This is a genomic window from Pseudoalteromonas sp. ESRF-bin5, from assembly GCF_002632075.1.
In the GTDB taxonomy this organism is placed as follows: Bacteria; Pseudomonadota; Gammaproteobacteria; order Enterobacterales; family Alteromonadaceae; genus Pseudoalteromonas; species Pseudoalteromonas marina.
The window spans coordinates 1-17,033 of the sequence record NZ_NTLW01000271.1; the positions used below are offsets into that span (position 1 = coordinate 1).

Genomic DNA, 17,033 nt, shown 5'->3' on the forward strand with positions numbered 1-17,033 from the left:
TGTCGCAAAAAACAATAAAAAAATGGAAACAGCTATAAGGAAAGTAGCGCGGCACGACTACATAGCACAAAGATTGTGCTACTAAAGGAAATACTACAAAAGAGTCAGGATGACCGAAAATAATAAAATAACTCATGGAAGTTTAATAATAAAAACAAAATGGAATGAAACAAGGAACGTAAAAATAATAACAATACGGACTGATAATAATAAAAATAATAAAGACTAAAAAGTCGAAGGGAGAAGTGTCCATTTTATGGCGCTCAGATTAGTAGGCGGTAGAGATGTTTTCTCTACCGCCTTTTTATTTGTCCTGTTACAATACCCACCGTTTAGCAATATGCTAGTGCGTCATGTTAAAGAGAAGCCCAACCTCTAAAGCGCAAACTGAATTCTTCTGGCTATGCCAGCATTGCGATGCCTATTAATATACGCCTCGCTCAAAACCTCTTAAGTGAGATGATCAAGATATGAGTAGAAAGAAAAAGTCACGCAAAATCCCATCAAATGGACCTGTTCGCTTAAGCCAAGATAAGCTTAAAGAAATGCGTGCGTTAAAAGAGCAGCGCGTTAAAAAAACTAAAGGTGCTAAGCCTGGTTCTCGTAATGCGCCAGATTTGGTTGAAGAACAAAACCAAACATCGCATTCAGGTTCGAGAGATAAACGTATTGGTAGTAAAAAGCCGGTGTCTTTAGTGCCTGTTGCTGCTGAACCAAAAGTAGAAATGAAACGTAACTTAAAACCAGTGGTTGAACTTAAAAAAGTAGTTCAGCCAGAGCTTACACCAGAACAAGAGCTTGAAGAGCTTGAAAATGATGTACGCTTACTTAAGTTGGTTGAGCGTCATGAAGGCGGTGAGATGCTGACTGGTAAAGATGCTAAGTACTTTAATAGTCGAATTGCTCGCCATCAGGTTCTATGCAAATTATTAGGCCTTGAGGATGAAGACGAGTTTGATGATGAAGATGACTTTGGCGAAGAGAGTAATTCAGACTTCGACCAGTATTTATCAAACGATCTTGCCAGTGAATGGCTAGACGATGATGAAGACGAAGATAAGTAATTAAGGGTAATCAATGAGTACTGCTGTGATCATAGCCTTGTGTTTAGGCGCTATTATTATAGCTGGTTTGGCATTCTATGCGGGTCAGTTGTTGTACAAGTTAAGTGCACAAAAAAAGTTAATAGCTAAAAAGCAAGCAGAGCAAAAGCAAAAGCTTGCAGCATCTCGTTTAAAGCGAAATGCTAAGCTTGCCGACAGTATTCATCTAATTGCGCGTGCAATGAAAGAAGAACAATGTGAGTTTTCAGAGGGATGTTTGCGCGTGTGGGTGCTTATGTCGCAATATGGCTTTGAAGACGAGCGAGATTTAACCATACAGTACCCTGGCATTTATAAGATGTACCAAGTGGTAAAAGAAATGCCGACACACGATGCCCGAAAAAAATATTCTAAAAAAGAAATATTTAAGCAAGACACGGCGCGTTGGCGTGCAGAAGAAAGCTACAGTGATGAGATTAAGGCCGATTGCGTTAAAATTATTTCTGAGTTCAAAGCTGCTCCAGGTAGTGAAAACGTAGTTTTTAACTAAATCTCGTTCATAACATTAAAAAAGCATACCTAGGTATGCTTTTTTTGTGCCCAAATAATATTTAATTATGGGGCTAAATGACTCGAGAAAAACGCGTTGCGTTGATTTTATTTTGTAAGTGGGCATCAAAACACATACAAATTATACGAATGAATAAGTTACCCCGGGGTGTGACACTGACGTGATTTTTTTCAATAATCACCATGTTCTCGTCTATAAGTGGTTTAAGAGAAACCAAAGCCTCCGCAAAGTAGGTATCAAATTCAATATGATACTTTTTAGCAAACTCGTCTATGTTTAGTTCAAACTGACAAATAAGCTGCTTAATAGCATCCGCTCGAATAACATCATCATGGGTTAAATGCATACCTTTACTAAGTGCGCAGCCGCTTTGCGTTTCAATGCTATGGTAGTAATGCTTTAGCTCTTTTTTATTTTGTAAAATAGCGGTGCCAATTTGTGAAATAGACGATGCACCCAGCCCTAATAAATCACAATTACCATGCGTTGTATAACCTTGAAAGTTTCGATGCAATTCCCCTTCATTTTGTGCGATAGCCAGCTCGTTGTCTGCTTTCGCGAAGTGATCCATACCAATAAACTGATACCCTGCTTTTGTCATCTGCTCTAAGGTATTTTTAAACATGGTTAACTTGTCGTGAGCGTTTGGTAAGTCGTGCTCTTTTATTTTGCGTTGTGCGGCAAATCGCTCTGGTAAGTGAGCGTAGTTAAATACCGAAACACGATCGGGGCTAAGCTCAATGAGTTGCTCTATTGTTTGTTTAAAGCTTTCGGGGGTTTGCAGTGGAAGCCCGTAAATCATATCGGCGTTAATTGATTTGAAGCCCAATTCACGTGCCTGAGTAATTAACCGCTTAACGGTATCGGCATGTTGAGGGCGATTAACTGCAAGTTGCACGTCGTCATTAAAGTCTTGAATCCCAAACGACACTCGGTTAAAACCAAGCATTCTTAAATCAACCAACATATTTTCAGCAAGCGATCGTGGGTCAACTTCAATACCGCGCTCTGTTGTGCTGGTAAAATTAAAGTGCTGTTCGAGCAGGGTAATTAAGCGTTTCATTTGTTGAGGGGTTAAAAAGGTAGGAGTGCCTCCACCTAAATGCAGTTGCTCAACGCTGTAGTGCTTAAACAAAGGTGCTTGTGCGGCAATTTCTTTTGCTAAAAAGTCTATATATGTATCGGCTTTAGATTGGTGGCGAGTGATTATTTTATTACAACCACAGTAGTAGCAAAGCTGACTGCAAAATGGAATATGAACATATAGAGAAAGCGAACGAGATTGAGATGATTCTACAGCGCTTATTAAATCGTGTTTATCGTATCCCTCATTCAAAGATAATGCGGTAGGGTAGGATGTATACCGCGGACCAGACACATTGTATTTATTAATGAGAGCTTGGTCCCATTGAGGAAGTTTTATCATCACGCGCACCTAAGTTTTAACTAGAGCCGTGATTATAAAAAAGTAACTAAGGAGATATGTTGATCTATAACAAAAAAGGTGCCGAAGCACCTTTTTATCGCAACGTATTACGCGTTAGTACGTGACGGTATGCGCATCTTTTAAATACTGAAAAAGCTCTTTATAGCCTTTACCTGGCTTTTCGGCTTTGACCTCTTTTGCTGCATTACGCACTAATTGACGCATTTTTTGACGATCAAGCGATGGGAACTGCTCAATAGTCTCGTTTATAAGACTATCACCTTGTTCTATTAAGTCTGAGCGCAGTTGCTCTATTTTTTTAACCAATACTTCAGCCTGGTTATTTTTATTAAGCATTACATCGATAATAGCTTTAATATCTTCAATGTTTTCTACTGTGCGAAGCGTTTTTGCAATGTAATTTAAATGACGACGATATGCATCACTTTTGTTACTAATTTTATCAGCAACAACCATCGCTTCTTTTAAATCGTCATTTAATGGTAGGCGCTCACGCTGCTTTTTACCCATTTTGGCAATTTCAGAACCTAACTGATGAAATTCTTGTGCTTCGCGCTTAAGCTCTGTTCTTGATACGTATTCAATTTCTTCTTCAATTTCAGCAGGCTTGCCTTTTTTCTTCGCCATGGGGTGCTCTTAAATAAAAATAACTGGCGACATTATACGCCATTCTTTTAGTGATTAATATTAGCTGATGTGGTGCAGTGAGTGTGTTAGCATTTAACTATAAGAAATGCATGCATTATGCCTCTAAGGCTCAGGACTTAATTTATGAAAAGCCAACAAAACGATCCAATTTATTCTCAAATATCGCAGGTTAAAGATGCGGTAGCAGAAGTACTCGAACATGCTAAAAAATTAGGTGCTACAGCAGCTGAAGCTGCAATGTCTAGCACGTCGGGTTTATCGGTGAGTACACGAATGGGTGAAGTAGAAACCATTGAGTTTAACCAAGATGGTGGCCTGGGTATTAGTGTTTATGTTGGCAATAATAAAGGCTCTGCCTCAACGGCTGATTTAAACCCTAAAACGTTGCGCACAGTGGTAGAGAAAGCCATTGATATTGCAAAGTTCACATCAGACGATCCTTTCAATGGGGTCGCCGATAAAGAGCTACTTGAGTTTAATCCACAAGATCTCGATTTATACCACCCTTGGGATGTAAGCCCAGAGCAAGGTATTGAGCTTTGCCATACAGCTGAGCAAGCGGCATTAAATGCTGATGAACGTATTGTAAATTCTGATGGCGCGAGTTTTTCATCGCATCAAGGGCTTCGTGTTTATGGGAATAGCCATGGTTTAATGGCTGGCTTTCCTCGCACTCGTCATAGCATCAGCACCATGGTAATTGGTAAAGATGGTGAACAAATGCAACGCGACTCAGCATACACGGTTGCCCGCGATCAAGCAGGTCTGACTGATGCAGCCGCGGTTGGGCTTGAAGCCGCATCAGAAACATTGGCTAAATTAAACAGCCAAAAATTAGGAACAATGAAAGTCCCGGTTGTATTTAGGGCTGATATTGCAAACTCATTGTTTGGTCACTTGGTTTCGGCAATTGGCGGTGGCGCACTTTATCGTAAGTCGAGCTTTTTACTCGACAGTTTAGGTACGCAAGTATTTAGTCATTGTGTAAATATTGCTGAACGCCCGCATATTTTAAAAGGATTAGCTTCATCACCGTTTGATAGCGAAGGTGTTAAAACGGTTGATCGTGAAATAATTCAAGGTGGTGAGTTACAAACTTACTTATTAGCAAGTTACGCCGCGCGTAAAATGAATATGACCCCTACAGGTCATGCCGGCGGTATTCACAACTGGTTAGTAGAACAAACGCATAATGATTTAAAAGCATTGTTAAAAACAATGGGTACCGGCTTGTTAGTTACCGAGCTTATGGGGCAAGGCGTAAACACAGTAACAGGTGATTACTCTCGAGGTGCTGGTGGTTTTTGGGTTGAAAATGGAGAGATTCAATATCCAGTAAGTGAAATTACGATTGCCGGTAATTTAAAAGATATGTTTAAAGGTATTTCTGCTATCGGTGGTGATATTGAGCGCAGAGGCGGCATTCAAACTGGCTCTGTTCTAATCGAGCAAATGCAAATAGCGGGTGCTTAATACCTGATTTATGCTTAATTATGGACACACTTTAGTTTACTCTGATGGTGCTAAATTTAAGTGTGTAAATAAGTACGAGTTGAGATATTTAATGGCTAAAGATAGATACGCACCAAAACCACTCACCGATATTATGGCGGGCCTAAACAACCGTCTGTCGGCTTACGCTGGTAAAAGCCAAGCTCTTGATACTCAGCAAACTTTACTTAAAGGTTTTTTAGGCCCTAAATTAGGGGATAAGTGCCGCGTAAGTAATTATCGCGATGGCACTTTAATGATTGAAGCGGTATCGGCCCCGATAGCGCTTCGGCTTAATTATTTAAAAATGGATATGCTTTCGCACTTTAGAGCGGCAGGGATGGCTGAACTAGGGCAAATTAAAATTACAGCTAATCCACAGGCAACTCAGCGATTAAGTTCGGCCAACAAACCCGCATCAGCCGCCGTCACAAATTCACGTAAAATGAGTGAGCAAACAGCCGATTATTTAAATGCGATTGCCGACTCAGCACCACCTTCATTAAAAGAGAAGTTACAACGTTTGGCCCTGCACGGTAAAAATAAGGGTTAATTGCCGGCTACTTTATTAAGTTATTGGTAGGGCAATTTAGAACGTTTATCTCATTCAAAATACTTTGTTACATAATCTATTTCAATGTTCTCAAAATCAGGTTTATTATAGCGTTATTGCACTCAATAATTAGTGTAAGTTGATGCCCATTCCATTAAGTAAAAGCTGACTGCTATCTTGTGAAAGAGCTTAATGGAGTTGGTATGAGCAATTTATAAAATTGACTAACAAATGGATTAATTATGAATAAAGTAACAATGGCCGCTGCAAGTATTGCACTTGCGCTTGGCTTAGTAGGTTGTGGCGAAAAACAACAAGAAACCCAAGTAGCCGACACTCAAGCAGCAACAGCACCGGCAGAAAAACCGTTAGAGCTAGGTATTGAATTGGCTAATATGGACAGCTCAGTTCGCCCGCAGGATGACTTTTACTACCATGTAAATGGCACTTGGTTAGCAACAACCGAAATTCCAGGTGACAAGTCTAACTATGGTTCTTTTTCGCAATTATATGATGAGTCGCAAAAAGCGATGAAAACGGCGCTTGAAAACGCAGCGGCCAATAAGTCGGCTGAAAAAGGCAGCGACGAGTACAAAATTGGCGCGTTTTATAAAAGCTATATGAATAAAAACGCCCGTAATGAGCTTGGTGTTACACCGCTGCAACCGTCGCTAGATAGTATTGATAGTGTAAAATCTAAGTCTGATCTAATTAGCCTTATGGCGTCTATTCAACAGCAAGGCGGCACTCTACCGTTTGGTTGGTTTATCAATAACGATGCTAAAAATTCAAGCGAATATGCTTTGTATTTATCTCAATCTGGCTTGGGTTTACCTGATCGCGATTACTACTTAAAAGACGATGAGAAATTTACTAAAATTCGCGCCTCTTATGAGCAATACATAACTGATGTATTAGCTAAAGCGGGTGTCAAAGAGGCCGCACAAGCAGCAACAAGCGTACTTGCCTTTGAAAAAACCATTGCTGATGCGCAGTGGAGCCGTGTACAAAGCCGTGATGCAACTAAGTCATACAATAAAATGACCCTAGCAGAGGCAGATAAGCTTGCTGGAGAGCTTGATTTATCGACATTTTTTAAAGAGGCAGGTGTAAACACCGCTGATATTATTGTGCGCCAACCAAGCTTTTTAGAAGCGCTGGGTGGTATTTATCAAAACACCGACTTAGCAACCTGGAAAAACTACCTTAAGTTTCATTTTGTGAGTGGCTATGCGCAGCTATTAAATGATGATTTGGTTGACCTTAAATTTAACTTTTACAGTACGACATTACGTGGTGTAGAAGAGCAAGCACCACTTTGGAAAAAAGCCGTAGATGCGTCTAACAGTGTGTTAGGTGAAATTTTAGGTAAAGTGTACGTTAAAGACAATTTTCCGCCTGAAGCTAAAGCACGTATGGAAGAGCTAGTTGATAACGTAATTAAAGGTTACAGTGTTGCAATTGAAGGTCTTGATTGGATGGGACCTGAAACAAAAATTGCAGCACAGGAAAAACTAGACAAATTTATTCCTAAAATTGGCTACCCAGATAAGTGGAAGGATTACTCTGAGCTTGAAATTAATTCAGACGAGCTAGTAGGTAACTACATCCGTTACAGCCAATGGGCGTATAAAGACATGATTGCCAAATTAGGCAAACCTGTTGACCGTTCAGAATGGTACATGACACCGCAAACAGTGAATGCCTACTACAACCCGGTAAACAACGAAATTGTATTCCCTGCTGCTATTTTACAACCACCATTCTTTAACTTAGAAGCGGATGATGCGGTAAACTATGGTGCTATTGGTGCGGTAATTGGACACGAGCTAGGCCATGGTTTTGACGACCAAGGCTCTAAATACGACGGCGATGGTAATTTACGTAACTGGTGGACTGAAAGCGACCTTAAACAGTTTGAAGAGCGTTCAGGTGCGTTAGTTGAGCAATTTAACAAGTACAAACCGTTTGACGATGCGAATGTAAATGGTGAGCTTACGCTTGGCGAAAATATTGGTGACCTAGGTGGGTTAACAGTCGCGTATAAGGCATATCAGCTATCATTAGGTGATAATAAAGCGCCAGTTATTGATGGTTACACAGGCGATCAACGCTTCTTTATGGGGTGGTCGCAAATTTGGCGTCGTAACTACCGCGATGAAGAATTACGTAACCGTTTAATGACCGACTCGCATTCACCAAGCCATTATCGTGTAATTGGTATTTTGTCTAATATGCCAGAGTTTTACGAAGCGTTTGATGTAAAAGAAGGCGACAAAATGTATATCAAACCAGAAGATCGCGTAAAAATTTGGTAATCAGATAATGTTATACCAATTCGCAATAATACTTGATTATTTTTAGGGGCTAAAAGTGTCGTTATCTGCGTTAAAAAATTTTCATTTAGAATAACTAAATAACGAATTTTTTGCCTAGCTATCAACACGTTTATCTATCCTCAAAATAGATCACTTAATTAAGCAGATTGGTACTAGTTAACTAAAAACCAGTGAATAAAAAAGCCAGTAAGTTTAACTTACTGGCTTTTTTGATACGAAATTTTAAACGCTTACTTTATTGTTTCATTAGGGTTTCGTACATCCATGCTTCGTTAACTAAAATGTTTTTATATAAAGCGAGTTGGTTTTGAGTGCGTACTAAATTGTGTTCGGGGTATGCGGTTTTAAAGTACACGTCGTTATTTAAGTAATCTGTTAAAAAGCGCACACTGAGCATCAGGGGCATTATTTTAGCGCCTAAAAGTAAACTGAGCTGTTCTTGTTTACTCAATATTGGTTTGAGTGGTGCTAAGTAACCTTTAACGAGTGCTTCAAAAACCTCTTTTCTAATAACAACCTTATCAAGACGTGTCGAATCCTCTGCTTCTGCACAGCAAAATGTACGTACCATATCGCCAAAATCGTGTAATAAAAAACCAGGCATGCAGGTGTCTAAATCAATAACAGCTTTCGCTTTATGAGTTTTACTGCAGTAGAGCATATTATTGATTTTAGTGTCGTTGTGGCAAACTCGAATAGGTAAATGCTGAGTTATAGCTTTAAGTTCATTTACTAAGTGTTGTTGCGATAAGCAAAATTCAATGTCTTTTTTACTGCGGTTAAGCCTGCTTTCATCACTATGAGTTATTGCTGTGTTTAGCTGCTCAAAGCGCATAGCCAAGTTATGAAAATCATCAATCACAGTATGCAGTGTGGCTGTGTCAAAATCGTGTAAGGCACTTGCAAAAGTACCAAAGGCCAAAGCAGCTTGATGCGCTTGCTCTGGGTTTTTAACAACATCCTCGCTGTAACTGTGCTCAATATAGTTAAGTACGCGATATGGCTCTTCATTAAGTATGGTTAAATACTCGTTTTTGCCTGTGTTAATGTGTTTAACAATATCGAGCGGATAGTTTTTTTGCTTCTGCTTAGTATTTAGGTGTTGCTCAATAAGTTGTGCGTTACTGACAATTTGAGCTGGGTACTTAAATACATGAGTGTTAAGTTTTTGCACAATAAATCGCTGTTCAAAATGTGTTAGTAGCCATGTGCTATTGATATGACCGCGACTGATGGTACTCAACTGAGTTGTTTCAGGGTTGAGTTTTAGCAGTTTACTCAACGTATTTTGTACAGTGTTATTCATCGTAACTCACTTAATTAAGCGTATCGAGATTGCAGTTTTTCAATTATTTCAGCATTAGCGGCGGGGAAGTCATAGTGAGTTAACTCACTAATATTTACCCATTCACTAGGTTGCCCTTCAGCGCCATGCGCTTCACCGCTAAAGTTACTGACAACGTGAATATCGAGTTTTACGCATTTGTCGCCATAATCATGTTCGATCACCATGAGCTGGCTAGAGCTGTGAATAGTAATACCTACTTCTTCAGTCAACTCACGTTTAAGCGCTGCAAATACACTTTCATTCGCTTCAACTTTACCACCAGGAAACTCCCATAAGCCACCTTGATGTTGGTCATCGGCACGTTTGCAGATAAATATTGCATTATTTTTTTTAATTACACCAACGGCTACATTTACTATTTTTATTGTCATATTTTTATCCCATAAAAAAAGCGACGCAAGCGCCGCTTTTTAATTACTTACAATGCGTGGTTATTTTAATTTACCACAACATTGCTTGAATTTTTGACCTGAACCACAAGGACACGGATCGTTACGACCAACTTTTGGCTCTGTTCTGGCCATTACCGTAGCACTTGGAGGTGCTTCGCCGCCTACGTGCTCAGCTTCTTCATGTTGGTACTCGCGAGGGGCATTTTCACTCTTACGGTGTTGCTCTTCTACTTTTTCAACATCTTCTTCTGCACGTACTTGTACTTTACTTAAAATGCTAACTACATCAACTTTTAAGTTTTCAAGCATTTCAGAGAACAGTTCAAACGACTCGCGTTTGTACTCTTGCTTTGGATTCTTTTGCGCGTAGCCACGTAAGTGAATACCTTGGCGTAAATGATCCATCGCCGCAAGATGATCTTTCCAATGTTGGTCAAGACTTTGAAGCATAATTGCTTTTTCGAATTGACGTAGAACTGAATCACCAACTTGCTGCTCTTTTTGCTTGTAAGCTTGATCAACAGCTTCTTCAATACGCTCACGAAGTTTTTCTTCGTATAGTTTATTGTCGTCTGCTAACCATTGAGTAATTGGTAGCTCAATTAAGAAGTCTTGTTTTAAGCGCTCTTCAAGACCTGGTACATCCCACATTTCTGCAAGGCTTTGTGGAGCAATGTATTGATCTATTGTATTGCTTAGTACGTCACCACGAATTGCAGTGATAGTTTCTGAAATATCACCTTCTTCAAGTAATTCATTACGCTGAGAGTAAACAACACGACGTTGATCGTTTGCTACGTCATCGTATTCAAGTAGCTGTTTACGAACATCAAAGTTACGTGCTTCTACTTTACGCTGTGCATTTTCAATTGCGCGGTTAACCCATGGGTGTTCAATTGCTTCACCGCGTTGCATACCTAGTTTACGCATCATGTTAGTCATGCGCTCGCCGGCAAATATACGCATAAGCGCATCGTCCATCGAAAGGTAAAAACGGCTAGAACCAGCATCACCTTGACGACCAGAACGACCACGTAATTGGTTATCTATACGGCGCGATTCATGGCGCTCAGTACCAATAATGTGTAAACCGCCAGCATCAATGACTGCATCGTGGCGAAGTTTCCATGCTGCTTTAATTTCAGCAATTTTTTCATCAGTTGGATTATCAAGTTTTTCAACTTCGCTATTCCAGTTACCACCTAGCACAATATCGGTACCACGACCGGCCATGTTAGTTGCAATGGTAACAGTACCAGGTAAACCTGCATCTGAGACGATATCAGCTTCTTGTGCGTGGAATTTAGCATTAAGTACATTGTGCTTAATTTTTTCTTTGCGTAAAAACTGTGATAAGTACTCAGAGCTTTCAATTGAGATAGTACCTACTAGTACAGGCTGTCCGCGTTCTTGACAGTCTTTAATATCAACTAAAATAGCTTCGTATTTTTCTTCTTGCGTTAGGTAAACTAAATCAGCGCGATCATCACGGATCATAGGCTTATTAGTTGGCATAACAACCGTATCTAGGCCATAAATTGACTGAAACTCAAATGCTTCGGTGTCGGCTGTACCTGTCATACCCGCTAATGTTTCGTACAAACGGAAGTAGTTTTGGAACGTAATAGACGCCAATGTTTGGTTTTCGTTTTGAATTTTAACACCTTCTTTAGCTTCCACAGCTTGGTGTAAACCTTCAGACCAACGACGACCTTCCATTGAGCGACCAGTATGCTCGTCAATGATGATAACTTCGTTTTCTTTAACAACGTAATCAACATCTTTTTGATATAATTTGTGCGCGCGAAGTGCAGCATATACATGGCTTAACAAGGTAATACTTGCGGCAGAGTACAGCGAATCGCCTTCTTCAATTAAGCCGCGCTCGCTAAGTAATTCTTCTACTTTAACTTGGCCGCGCTCAGTTAAATGAACTTGCTTAGACTTTTCATCGATTGTGTAATCGCCGTCGCCTTCAACACCTTCCTCGTCTTCTTTTTCTTGTAGTTCAAGTAAAGGAACGATGGTATTTATTTCAGTGTATAGCTGTGAGCTGTCCTCGGCTGGGCCTGAGATGATAAGCGGTGTACGCGCTTCATCAATTAGGATTGAATCAACTTCATCGACTACAGCGTAAAATAATGGACGCTGAACGCGCTCATCAATACTAAATGCCATGTTGTCGCGAAGGTAATCAAAACCAAACTCGTTGTTTGTACCGTAGGTAATGTCAGCAGCATACGCTTGCTTTTTTTGTTGTGGCATCATGCCAGGAACATTGCAGCCAACCGTTAGGCCTAAAAATTCAAATAACGGACGGTTAGTTTCAGCATCGCGTTTTGCAAGATAGTCATTCACGGTAATAACGTGAACCCCTTTACCAGTTAAGCCATTTAAGTAAGCAGGTAAGGTTGCAGTAAGTGTTTTACCTTCACCGGTACGCATTTCTGCAATACGGCCTTCGTGTAAAACCATGCCGCCTAGTAACTGTACGTCAAAGTGGCGCATGCCATTAACGCGCTTAGATGCTTCACGAACTACTGCAAATGCTTCAGGTAGAATATCGTCAAGGCTTTGTCCGTTATCGTAACGTTCTCTGAATTCTGCTGTTTTAGCGCGTAAATCTTCATCAGAAAGGGCTTCTAACTGCGTTTCTAGCGCATTGATTAGCGCGACCGTCTTTCTAAAGTTTTTAATAGTGCGGTCGTTGCGACTACCAAAAATCTTGGTAAATAAATTAGATATCATGATAAAACCGTTACAATCAATTCGTTGTTAGCCGCGTATCGGCTAACCCATTTTTAACAATTGGTAATTAATATGTGCTTTTAAGTAACACTTAGTACATATTAATTAGCAATTTTGTATTAAACCATTCAAAAAGCACTGTTTATTACGTGCGCTACTATACCAGACTCTGCCAAACAACAAACTATCTCAGCCAAAAGATCTGTATATAAAATAGAAAAATTTGATCTGCATTCTAAAAAAGCCGTGGTATTAACTCATTACTATAAAAATAGTAATGAACTGTGAATATATGGTGCTTAAAAAATTAAAAACAAGGGGGGCGTTACATTTGTGAACTTTAGAAAATTATGCTCAGATAACAGCATTAAACAATGGTGCGCTTAACGCGAAGGTGTGTTTCAACATGCAAAATAAGGTGAATAAATTAGTTGTATTGGGTGCTGGCTGGTTAGGTCATGCGCTATGTGTTAATGCACAACAGGCAGGTTGGAAGGTGCAGGGTACTCGTCGGTCAAATACACGAGAATTTGATTTTGAACGCCAGTTTAAATTAGAAGGTAATCAGCTAATACATCAGGTTGATTTAGACAATGCGTTTTGGGTCTGTGCTATTCCACCACGAAGTCGTCATAGCGAGAGTAATTACCCAGAAACACTTACTGCAGCCTTGGCGTTGTCTAAAAAGTTAAATGCAAAAGGGTTTTTATTATGTTCATCCACAGGGGTTTACGACCAAGAACCCGGTGTATACAGTGAAAGTAGCGATATTGCTTGCACCAATCCAAGGCAAACAAAATTATATCAGGCCGAAGAGCAAGTCCTTGAGCAAAACGGTAAGGTACTGCGTTTGGCAGGATTACTTGGCCCAAACAGAGAACCGGGTAAGTTTGTTGCGGGTAAAGAGCTTAATACCTCAAGTCAGCAAGTGGTGAATATGGTGCATCAGCAAGATGTAATAAATGCTATTTTTGCGGTAATAGCGCATTGGCAAGTAGGGCAAAATATTTACAATATCGTTAACCCCGAGCACCCAACAAAAGCCGATTACTATGCATTAAAGTGTAAGCAGCATGGTGGCGAAATACCAAAATTTACGAGCGATGAAAAAGCTGAGCGCAAGGTTATTGGCTCAGCTATCGAGGCGTTAGACTTTACTTACCAGTACGGTATTTAACACTTATTTTAATAAGAAGGGAGAGGGTTGTGGTCAATAAAGTCGCACAATTTACCTTCGCTCAATAGAGTGTTAGTTTGTTCTATATCGGGTGCAAAATAGCGATCTTTATCGTAGTAGGTCACGTATTCGCGTAGTAAATTTTTTGCCTTTGATACTTTTTCACACGGGCTTAGCGGTTTTCTAAATTCTAAGCCCTGTACTGATGCAAGCCACTCTATAGCCAAAACACCTTGTGTATTATTTGCCATCTCTTGTAACCGCCTCGCGGCAAACGTAGCCATTGAAACGTGATCTTCTTGGTTGGCAGATGTTGGTAAGCTATCTACAGACGCGGGATGCGCAAGCGATTTATTTTCAGATGCCAATGCTGCTGCTGTTACTTGAGCAATCATAAAGCCAGAGTTTACGCCACCGTTTTCAACTAAAAAGGGCGGTAATTTTGATAAGTTAGAATCAATAAGTAGAGCAATTCTGCGCTCTGCTAAAGCGCCAATTTCAGCAATTGCAACAGCGAGGTTGTCGGCGGCCATAGCGACAGGTTCAGCGTGAAAGTTTCCGCCAGAAATAATATCGCCTACATCAGCAAATACGAGTGGGTTGTCGGTTACACCATTTGATTCGCACAGCAATACGTCAGCTGCTTGGCGTATTTGTGTTAAACACGCACCCAATACTTGAGGTTGGCAGCGTAAACAATAAGGGTCTTGTACTTTTTCACAGTTTACATGTGAGTCGCTAATTTGTGATTGAGTATCAAGCAAATCTCTAAACACTTGTGCGGTATCTATTTGACCACGTTGCCCACGAATTTCGTGAATACGTGAGTCAAAGGGAGCGCGGCTCCCCATTGCTGCTTCAATACTTATAGAGCCTATTACACAGCTTTGCGCATATAAATCTTCTGCTCTAAATAACCCCTGTAATGCAAAAGCGGTAGACGCTTGAGTACCGTTAAGCAGCGCTAAACCTTCTTTTGCTGCAAGCGTAAGCGGTTCAAGCCCTGCTATTTTCAAACCTTCAGCCGCACTGATTATTTTACCCTGATGGCGCATCTGGCCTTCGCTTAGCAAGGGTAAGCACATATGTGCAAGTGGAGCTAAGTCACCCGAAGCGCCAACAGAGCCTTTTTTAGGAACGCATGGGTAAACTTCACTATTTAGCAACTGTATAAAGAACTCGATGACTTGTAAGCGAATGCCAGAAAAGCCACGAGAAAGTGAGTTGATTTTTAGTGTAATCATCAATCTTACTGTGCTGTCGTCCATGTACTCGCCAATGCCAGCGGCATGAGAAAGCACAATTGAACGCTGAAGTAGCTCAAGCTCGTCATCGGCAATTTTGGTATTAGCAAGCAGGCCAAACCCGGTGTTAATTCCATACACTGTGCGTTGCTCATTAATGACATTTTGAACGGTTTGTGCGCTGGCAGCGATTTGAGATTCGGCATTTTTTTCAAGGTTTATTTGTACACTTGATGCATTAATCTTTCTTAGACTATTTAAATCAAGCGAGCCGGGCGTGAGAGTTAGTTCGACCATGATTATTCCTCGTTCAGCATTGGTAAGTCTAAGTTTTGCTCTTTGGCACAGTTTTTTGCGATGTCGTAACCGGCATCTGCATGGCGCATTACACCGGTAGCGGGGTCATTCCAAAGCACGCGACCAACACGTGCTTTCGCTTCGTCTGTACCATCGGCAACAATAACAACACCTGAGTGTTGGCTAAAGCCCATTCCTACACCACCGCCATGGTGAAGTGATACCCACGTAGCACCGCTTGCAGTGTTAAGCAACGCATTAAGCAATGGCCAATCAGAGACGGCATCTGAACCATCTTTCATGCTTTCTGTTTCACGATTAGGGCTTGCTACTGAGCCAGAATCAAGATGATCACGGCCAATAACAATAGGTGCTTTAAGCTCACCATTTTTTACCATTTCATTAAATGCCAGTGCTAGGCGTGCTCTGTCTTTTAAACCCACCCAGCATATACGAGCCGGTAGGCCTTGGAATTGAATGCGTTCGCGCGCCATATCAAGCCAATTGTGCAAATGTGCATCATCAGGGATTAGTTCTTTTACTTTAGCATCTGTTTTATAAATATCTTCTGGATCGCCCGATAAAGCGACCCATCGAAACGGGCCAATACCCTGGCAAAATAATGGGCGGATATAAGCTGGAACAAAGCCAGGGAAATCAAATGCGTTTGTAACACCTTCTTCAAATGCCATTTGGCGGATATTATTACCGTAGTCAGTGGTTGCTGCGCCTGCTTTTTGTAGGGCTAACATGGCATTAACTTGTACAGCCATTGATTGTTTGGCTGCTTTTACAACCGCTTTTGGATTTTGTTCACGCATTTTTGCGGCGTACTCCATAGTCCAACCTTGTGGTAAGTAACCATTAAGTGGGTCGTGTGCTGATGTTTGGTCAGTCACTATATCGGGTGTAATGCCACTGCTTACAAGTGTGCTAAATATATCTGGAGCGTTGCCCAGCAAGCCAACCGAAATTGCTTTGTCGTTAACGCATGCGTCAGTAATTAACTGCAGTGCATGTTCAAGATTTGTGGCTTTTACATCAACGTAGCCAGTTTTAATGCGAAAATCGATGCGGCTTTCGTCACACTCAACAACTAAGGCGCAAAAGCCCGCCATAGTTGCCGCCAGTGGCTGCGCGCCGCCCATGCCACCAAGGCCACCTGTTAACACCCATTTACCTTTAGCTTGACCATTAAAGTGTTGTTTAGCCATAGCTACAAATGTTTCGTATGTGCCTTGTACAATGCCCTGAGAGCCAATATAAATCCAAGATCCAGCCGTCATTTGGCCGTACATCATTAAACCTTTTTTATCTAGCTCGTTGAAGTGCTCCCAGTTAGCCCAGTGGGGTACCAAGTTTGAATTTGCAATTAAAACGCGAGGAGCATTGCTGTGTGTTTTAAATACGCCAACAGGTTTACCTGACTGAACAAGCAATGTTTCGTCATCATTTAATCGGTCTAGGGTTGCTATTATTTTATCAAAACTTGGCCAATCACGTGCCGCTCTACCAATACCACCATAAACAACTAATGCGTGAGGATGCTCTGCAACCTCAGGGTCTAAATTGTTCATGAGCATGCGTTTTGCCGCTTCAGTTTGCCAGCTTTTTGCGCTTATCATATCGCCATGCGGTGCACGTATTATGCGACTTGTGTCGAGTCGGTTAGTCATGTGTTGCTCCTGTTGTATATACAAGGTGATTTGTCACAAAAAAAGCGCATGATGCGCAA

Annotated in this window: 13 protein-coding genes; 6 read left to right on the forward strand and 7 right to left on the reverse strand. The window is 40.9% G+C overall.

Annotated elements, in window-relative coordinates:
* Positions 1-470 precede the first annotated feature (470 nt).
* Both yihI and BCG07_RS16580 read left to right on the forward strand, forming a co-directional pair.
* Complete coding sequence (gene yihI / locus BCG07_RS16575) at positions 471-1,064, forward strand: Der GTPase-activating protein YihI (RefSeq protein ID WP_008133239.1); 594 nt, start codon at positions 471-473, stop codon at positions 1,062-1,064.
* A 13-nt stretch (positions 1,065-1,077) separates the two neighbouring features.
* Complete coding sequence (locus BCG07_RS16580; protein ID WP_058428231.1) at positions 1,078-1,593, forward strand: DUF2489 domain-containing protein; 516 nt, start codon at positions 1,078-1,080, stop codon at positions 1,591-1,593.
* A 73-nt stretch (positions 1,594-1,666) separates the two neighbouring features.
* On the opposite strand, the gene hemN is transcribed toward BCG07_RS16580, so the two are convergent.
* Together hemN and yjgA are read right to left on the reverse strand one after the other, a co-directional pair.
* The gene (gene hemN / locus BCG07_RS16585) at positions 1,667-3,040 is read right to left on the reverse strand and encodes an oxygen-independent coproporphyrinogen III oxidase (protein ID WP_243532478.1); all 1,374 of its coding nucleotides are present in this window, start codon (positions 3,038-3,040) and stop codon (positions 1,667-1,669) included.
* Positions 3,041-3,154: 114 nt separating this feature from the next.
* The gene (gene yjgA / locus BCG07_RS16590; RefSeq protein ID WP_006793069.1) at positions 3,155-3,688 is read right to left on the reverse strand and encodes a ribosome biogenesis factor YjgA; all 534 of its coding nucleotides are present in this window, start codon (positions 3,686-3,688) and stop codon (positions 3,155-3,157) included.
* 144 nt (positions 3,689-3,832) lie between these two features.
* Between yjgA and pmbA the strand changes: the two genes are divergently transcribed.
* The 3 genes from pmbA to BCG07_RS16605 all read left to right on the forward strand — a co-directional run bounded on the left by pmbA (position 3,833) and on the right by BCG07_RS16605 (position 8,071).
* Entirely contained in the window at positions 3,833-5,182 is a 1,350-nt protein-coding gene (pmbA, locus tag BCG07_RS16595; protein ID WP_243532480.1) for a metalloprotease PmbA, read from the forward strand.
* 91 nt (positions 5,183-5,273) lie between these two features.
* The gene (locus tag BCG07_RS16600) at positions 5,274-5,753 is read left to right on the forward strand and encodes a DUF721 domain-containing protein (protein WP_010557986.1); all 480 of its coding nucleotides are present in this window, start codon (positions 5,274-5,276) and stop codon (positions 5,751-5,753) included.
* A gap of 242 nt (positions 5,754-5,995) precedes the next feature.
* A complete protein-coding gene (locus BCG07_RS16605; protein WP_286891169.1) occupies positions 5,996-8,071 on the forward strand; it encodes a M13 family metallopeptidase in 2,076 nt (691 codons plus the stop codon).
* Between the two features lie 256 nt (positions 8,072-8,327).
* Here BCG07_RS16605 and BCG07_RS16610 read toward each other — a convergent pair whose 3' ends face one another.
* From BCG07_RS16610 to secA, 3 genes are read right to left on the reverse strand one after another with little or no spacing between them, the layout of a single operon-like run.
* Entirely contained in the window at positions 8,328-9,398 is a 1,071-nt protein-coding gene (locus tag BCG07_RS16610) for a phosphotransferase enzyme family protein (RefSeq protein ID WP_286891170.1), read from the reverse strand.
* Positions 9,399-9,412: 14 nt separating this feature from the next.
* On the reverse strand, positions 9,413-9,811 hold the full coding sequence (mutT, locus tag BCG07_RS16615; protein WP_010557984.1) for an 8-oxo-dGTP diphosphatase MutT: 399 nt from the start codon (positions 9,809-9,811) through the stop codon (positions 9,413-9,415).
* Between the two features lie 60 nt (positions 9,812-9,871).
* Positions 9,872-12,580: a preprotein translocase subunit SecA gene (gene secA, locus BCG07_RS16620; RefSeq protein ID WP_008128203.1), complete on the reverse strand. Its 2,709-nt coding sequence runs from the start codon at positions 12,578-12,580 to the stop codon at positions 9,872-9,874.
* Positions 12,581-12,986: 406 nt separating this feature from the next.
* Here secA and BCG07_RS16625 point away from each other — a divergent pair, with 406 nt between their 5' ends.
* The gene (locus BCG07_RS16625) at positions 12,987-13,757 is read left to right on the forward strand and encodes a Rossmann-fold NAD(P)-binding domain-containing protein (RefSeq protein ID WP_286891173.1); all 771 of its coding nucleotides are present in this window, start codon (positions 12,987-12,989) and stop codon (positions 13,755-13,757) included.
* Positions 13,758-13,765: 8 nt separating this feature from the next.
* Here the strand turns inward: BCG07_RS16625 and hutH are convergent, their stop codons facing one another.
* Positions 13,766-15,298, reverse strand: a complete 1,533-nt coding sequence (hutH, locus tag BCG07_RS16630; protein WP_243532490.1) for a histidine ammonia-lyase — start codon at positions 15,296-15,298, stop codon at positions 13,766-13,768.
* A 2-nt stretch (positions 15,299-15,300) separates the two neighbouring features.
* Positions 15,301-16,974, reverse strand: a complete 1,674-nt coding sequence (gene hutU / locus BCG07_RS16635) for a urocanate hydratase (RefSeq protein WP_243532492.1) — start codon at positions 16,972-16,974, stop codon at positions 15,301-15,303.
* Between the last annotated feature and the right edge of the window lie 59 nt (positions 16,975-17,033).

Coding starts and splice junctions, on each gene's coding strand:
- yihI (WP_008133239.1), top strand. CDS start 471: ATGAGTAGAAAGAAAAAGTCACGCAAAATCCCATCAAATGGACCTGTT.
- BCG07_RS16580 (WP_058428231.1), top strand. CDS start 1,078: ATGAGTACTGCTGTGATCATAGCCTTGTGTTTAGGCGCTATTATTATA.
- hemN (WP_243532478.1), bottom strand. CDS start 3,040: ATGATAAAACTTCCTCAATGGGACCAAGCTCTCATTAATAAATACAAT.
- yjgA (WP_006793069.1), bottom strand. CDS start 3,688: ATGGCGAAGAAAAAAGGCAAGCCTGCTGAAATTGAAGAAGAAATTGAA.
- pmbA (WP_243532480.1), top strand. CDS start 3,833: ATGAAAAGCCAACAAAACGATCCAATTTATTCTCAAATATCGCAGGTT.
- BCG07_RS16600 (WP_010557986.1), top strand. CDS start 5,274: ATGGCTAAAGATAGATACGCACCAAAACCACTCACCGATATTATGGCG.
- BCG07_RS16605 (WP_286891169.1), top strand. CDS start 5,996: ATGAATAAAGTAACAATGGCCGCTGCAAGTATTGCACTTGCGCTTGGC.
- BCG07_RS16610 (WP_286891170.1), bottom strand. CDS start 9,398: ATGAATAACACTGTACAAAATACGTTGAGTAAACTGCTAAAACTCAAC.
- mutT (WP_010557984.1), bottom strand. CDS start 9,811: ATGACAATAAAAATAGTAAATGTAGCCGTTGGTGTAATTAAAAAAAAT.
- secA (WP_008128203.1), bottom strand. CDS start 12,580: ATGATATCTAATTTATTTACCAAGATTTTTGGTAGTCGCAACGACCGC.
- BCG07_RS16625 (WP_286891173.1), top strand. CDS start 12,987: ATGCAAAATAAGGTGAATAAATTAGTTGTATTGGGTGCTGGCTGGTTA.
- hutH (WP_243532490.1), bottom strand. CDS start 15,298: ATGGTCGAACTAACTCTCACGCCCGGCTCGCTTGATTTAAATAGTCTA.
- hutU (WP_243532492.1), bottom strand. CDS start 16,974: ATGACTAACCGACTCGACACAAGTCGCATAATACGTGCACCGCATGGC.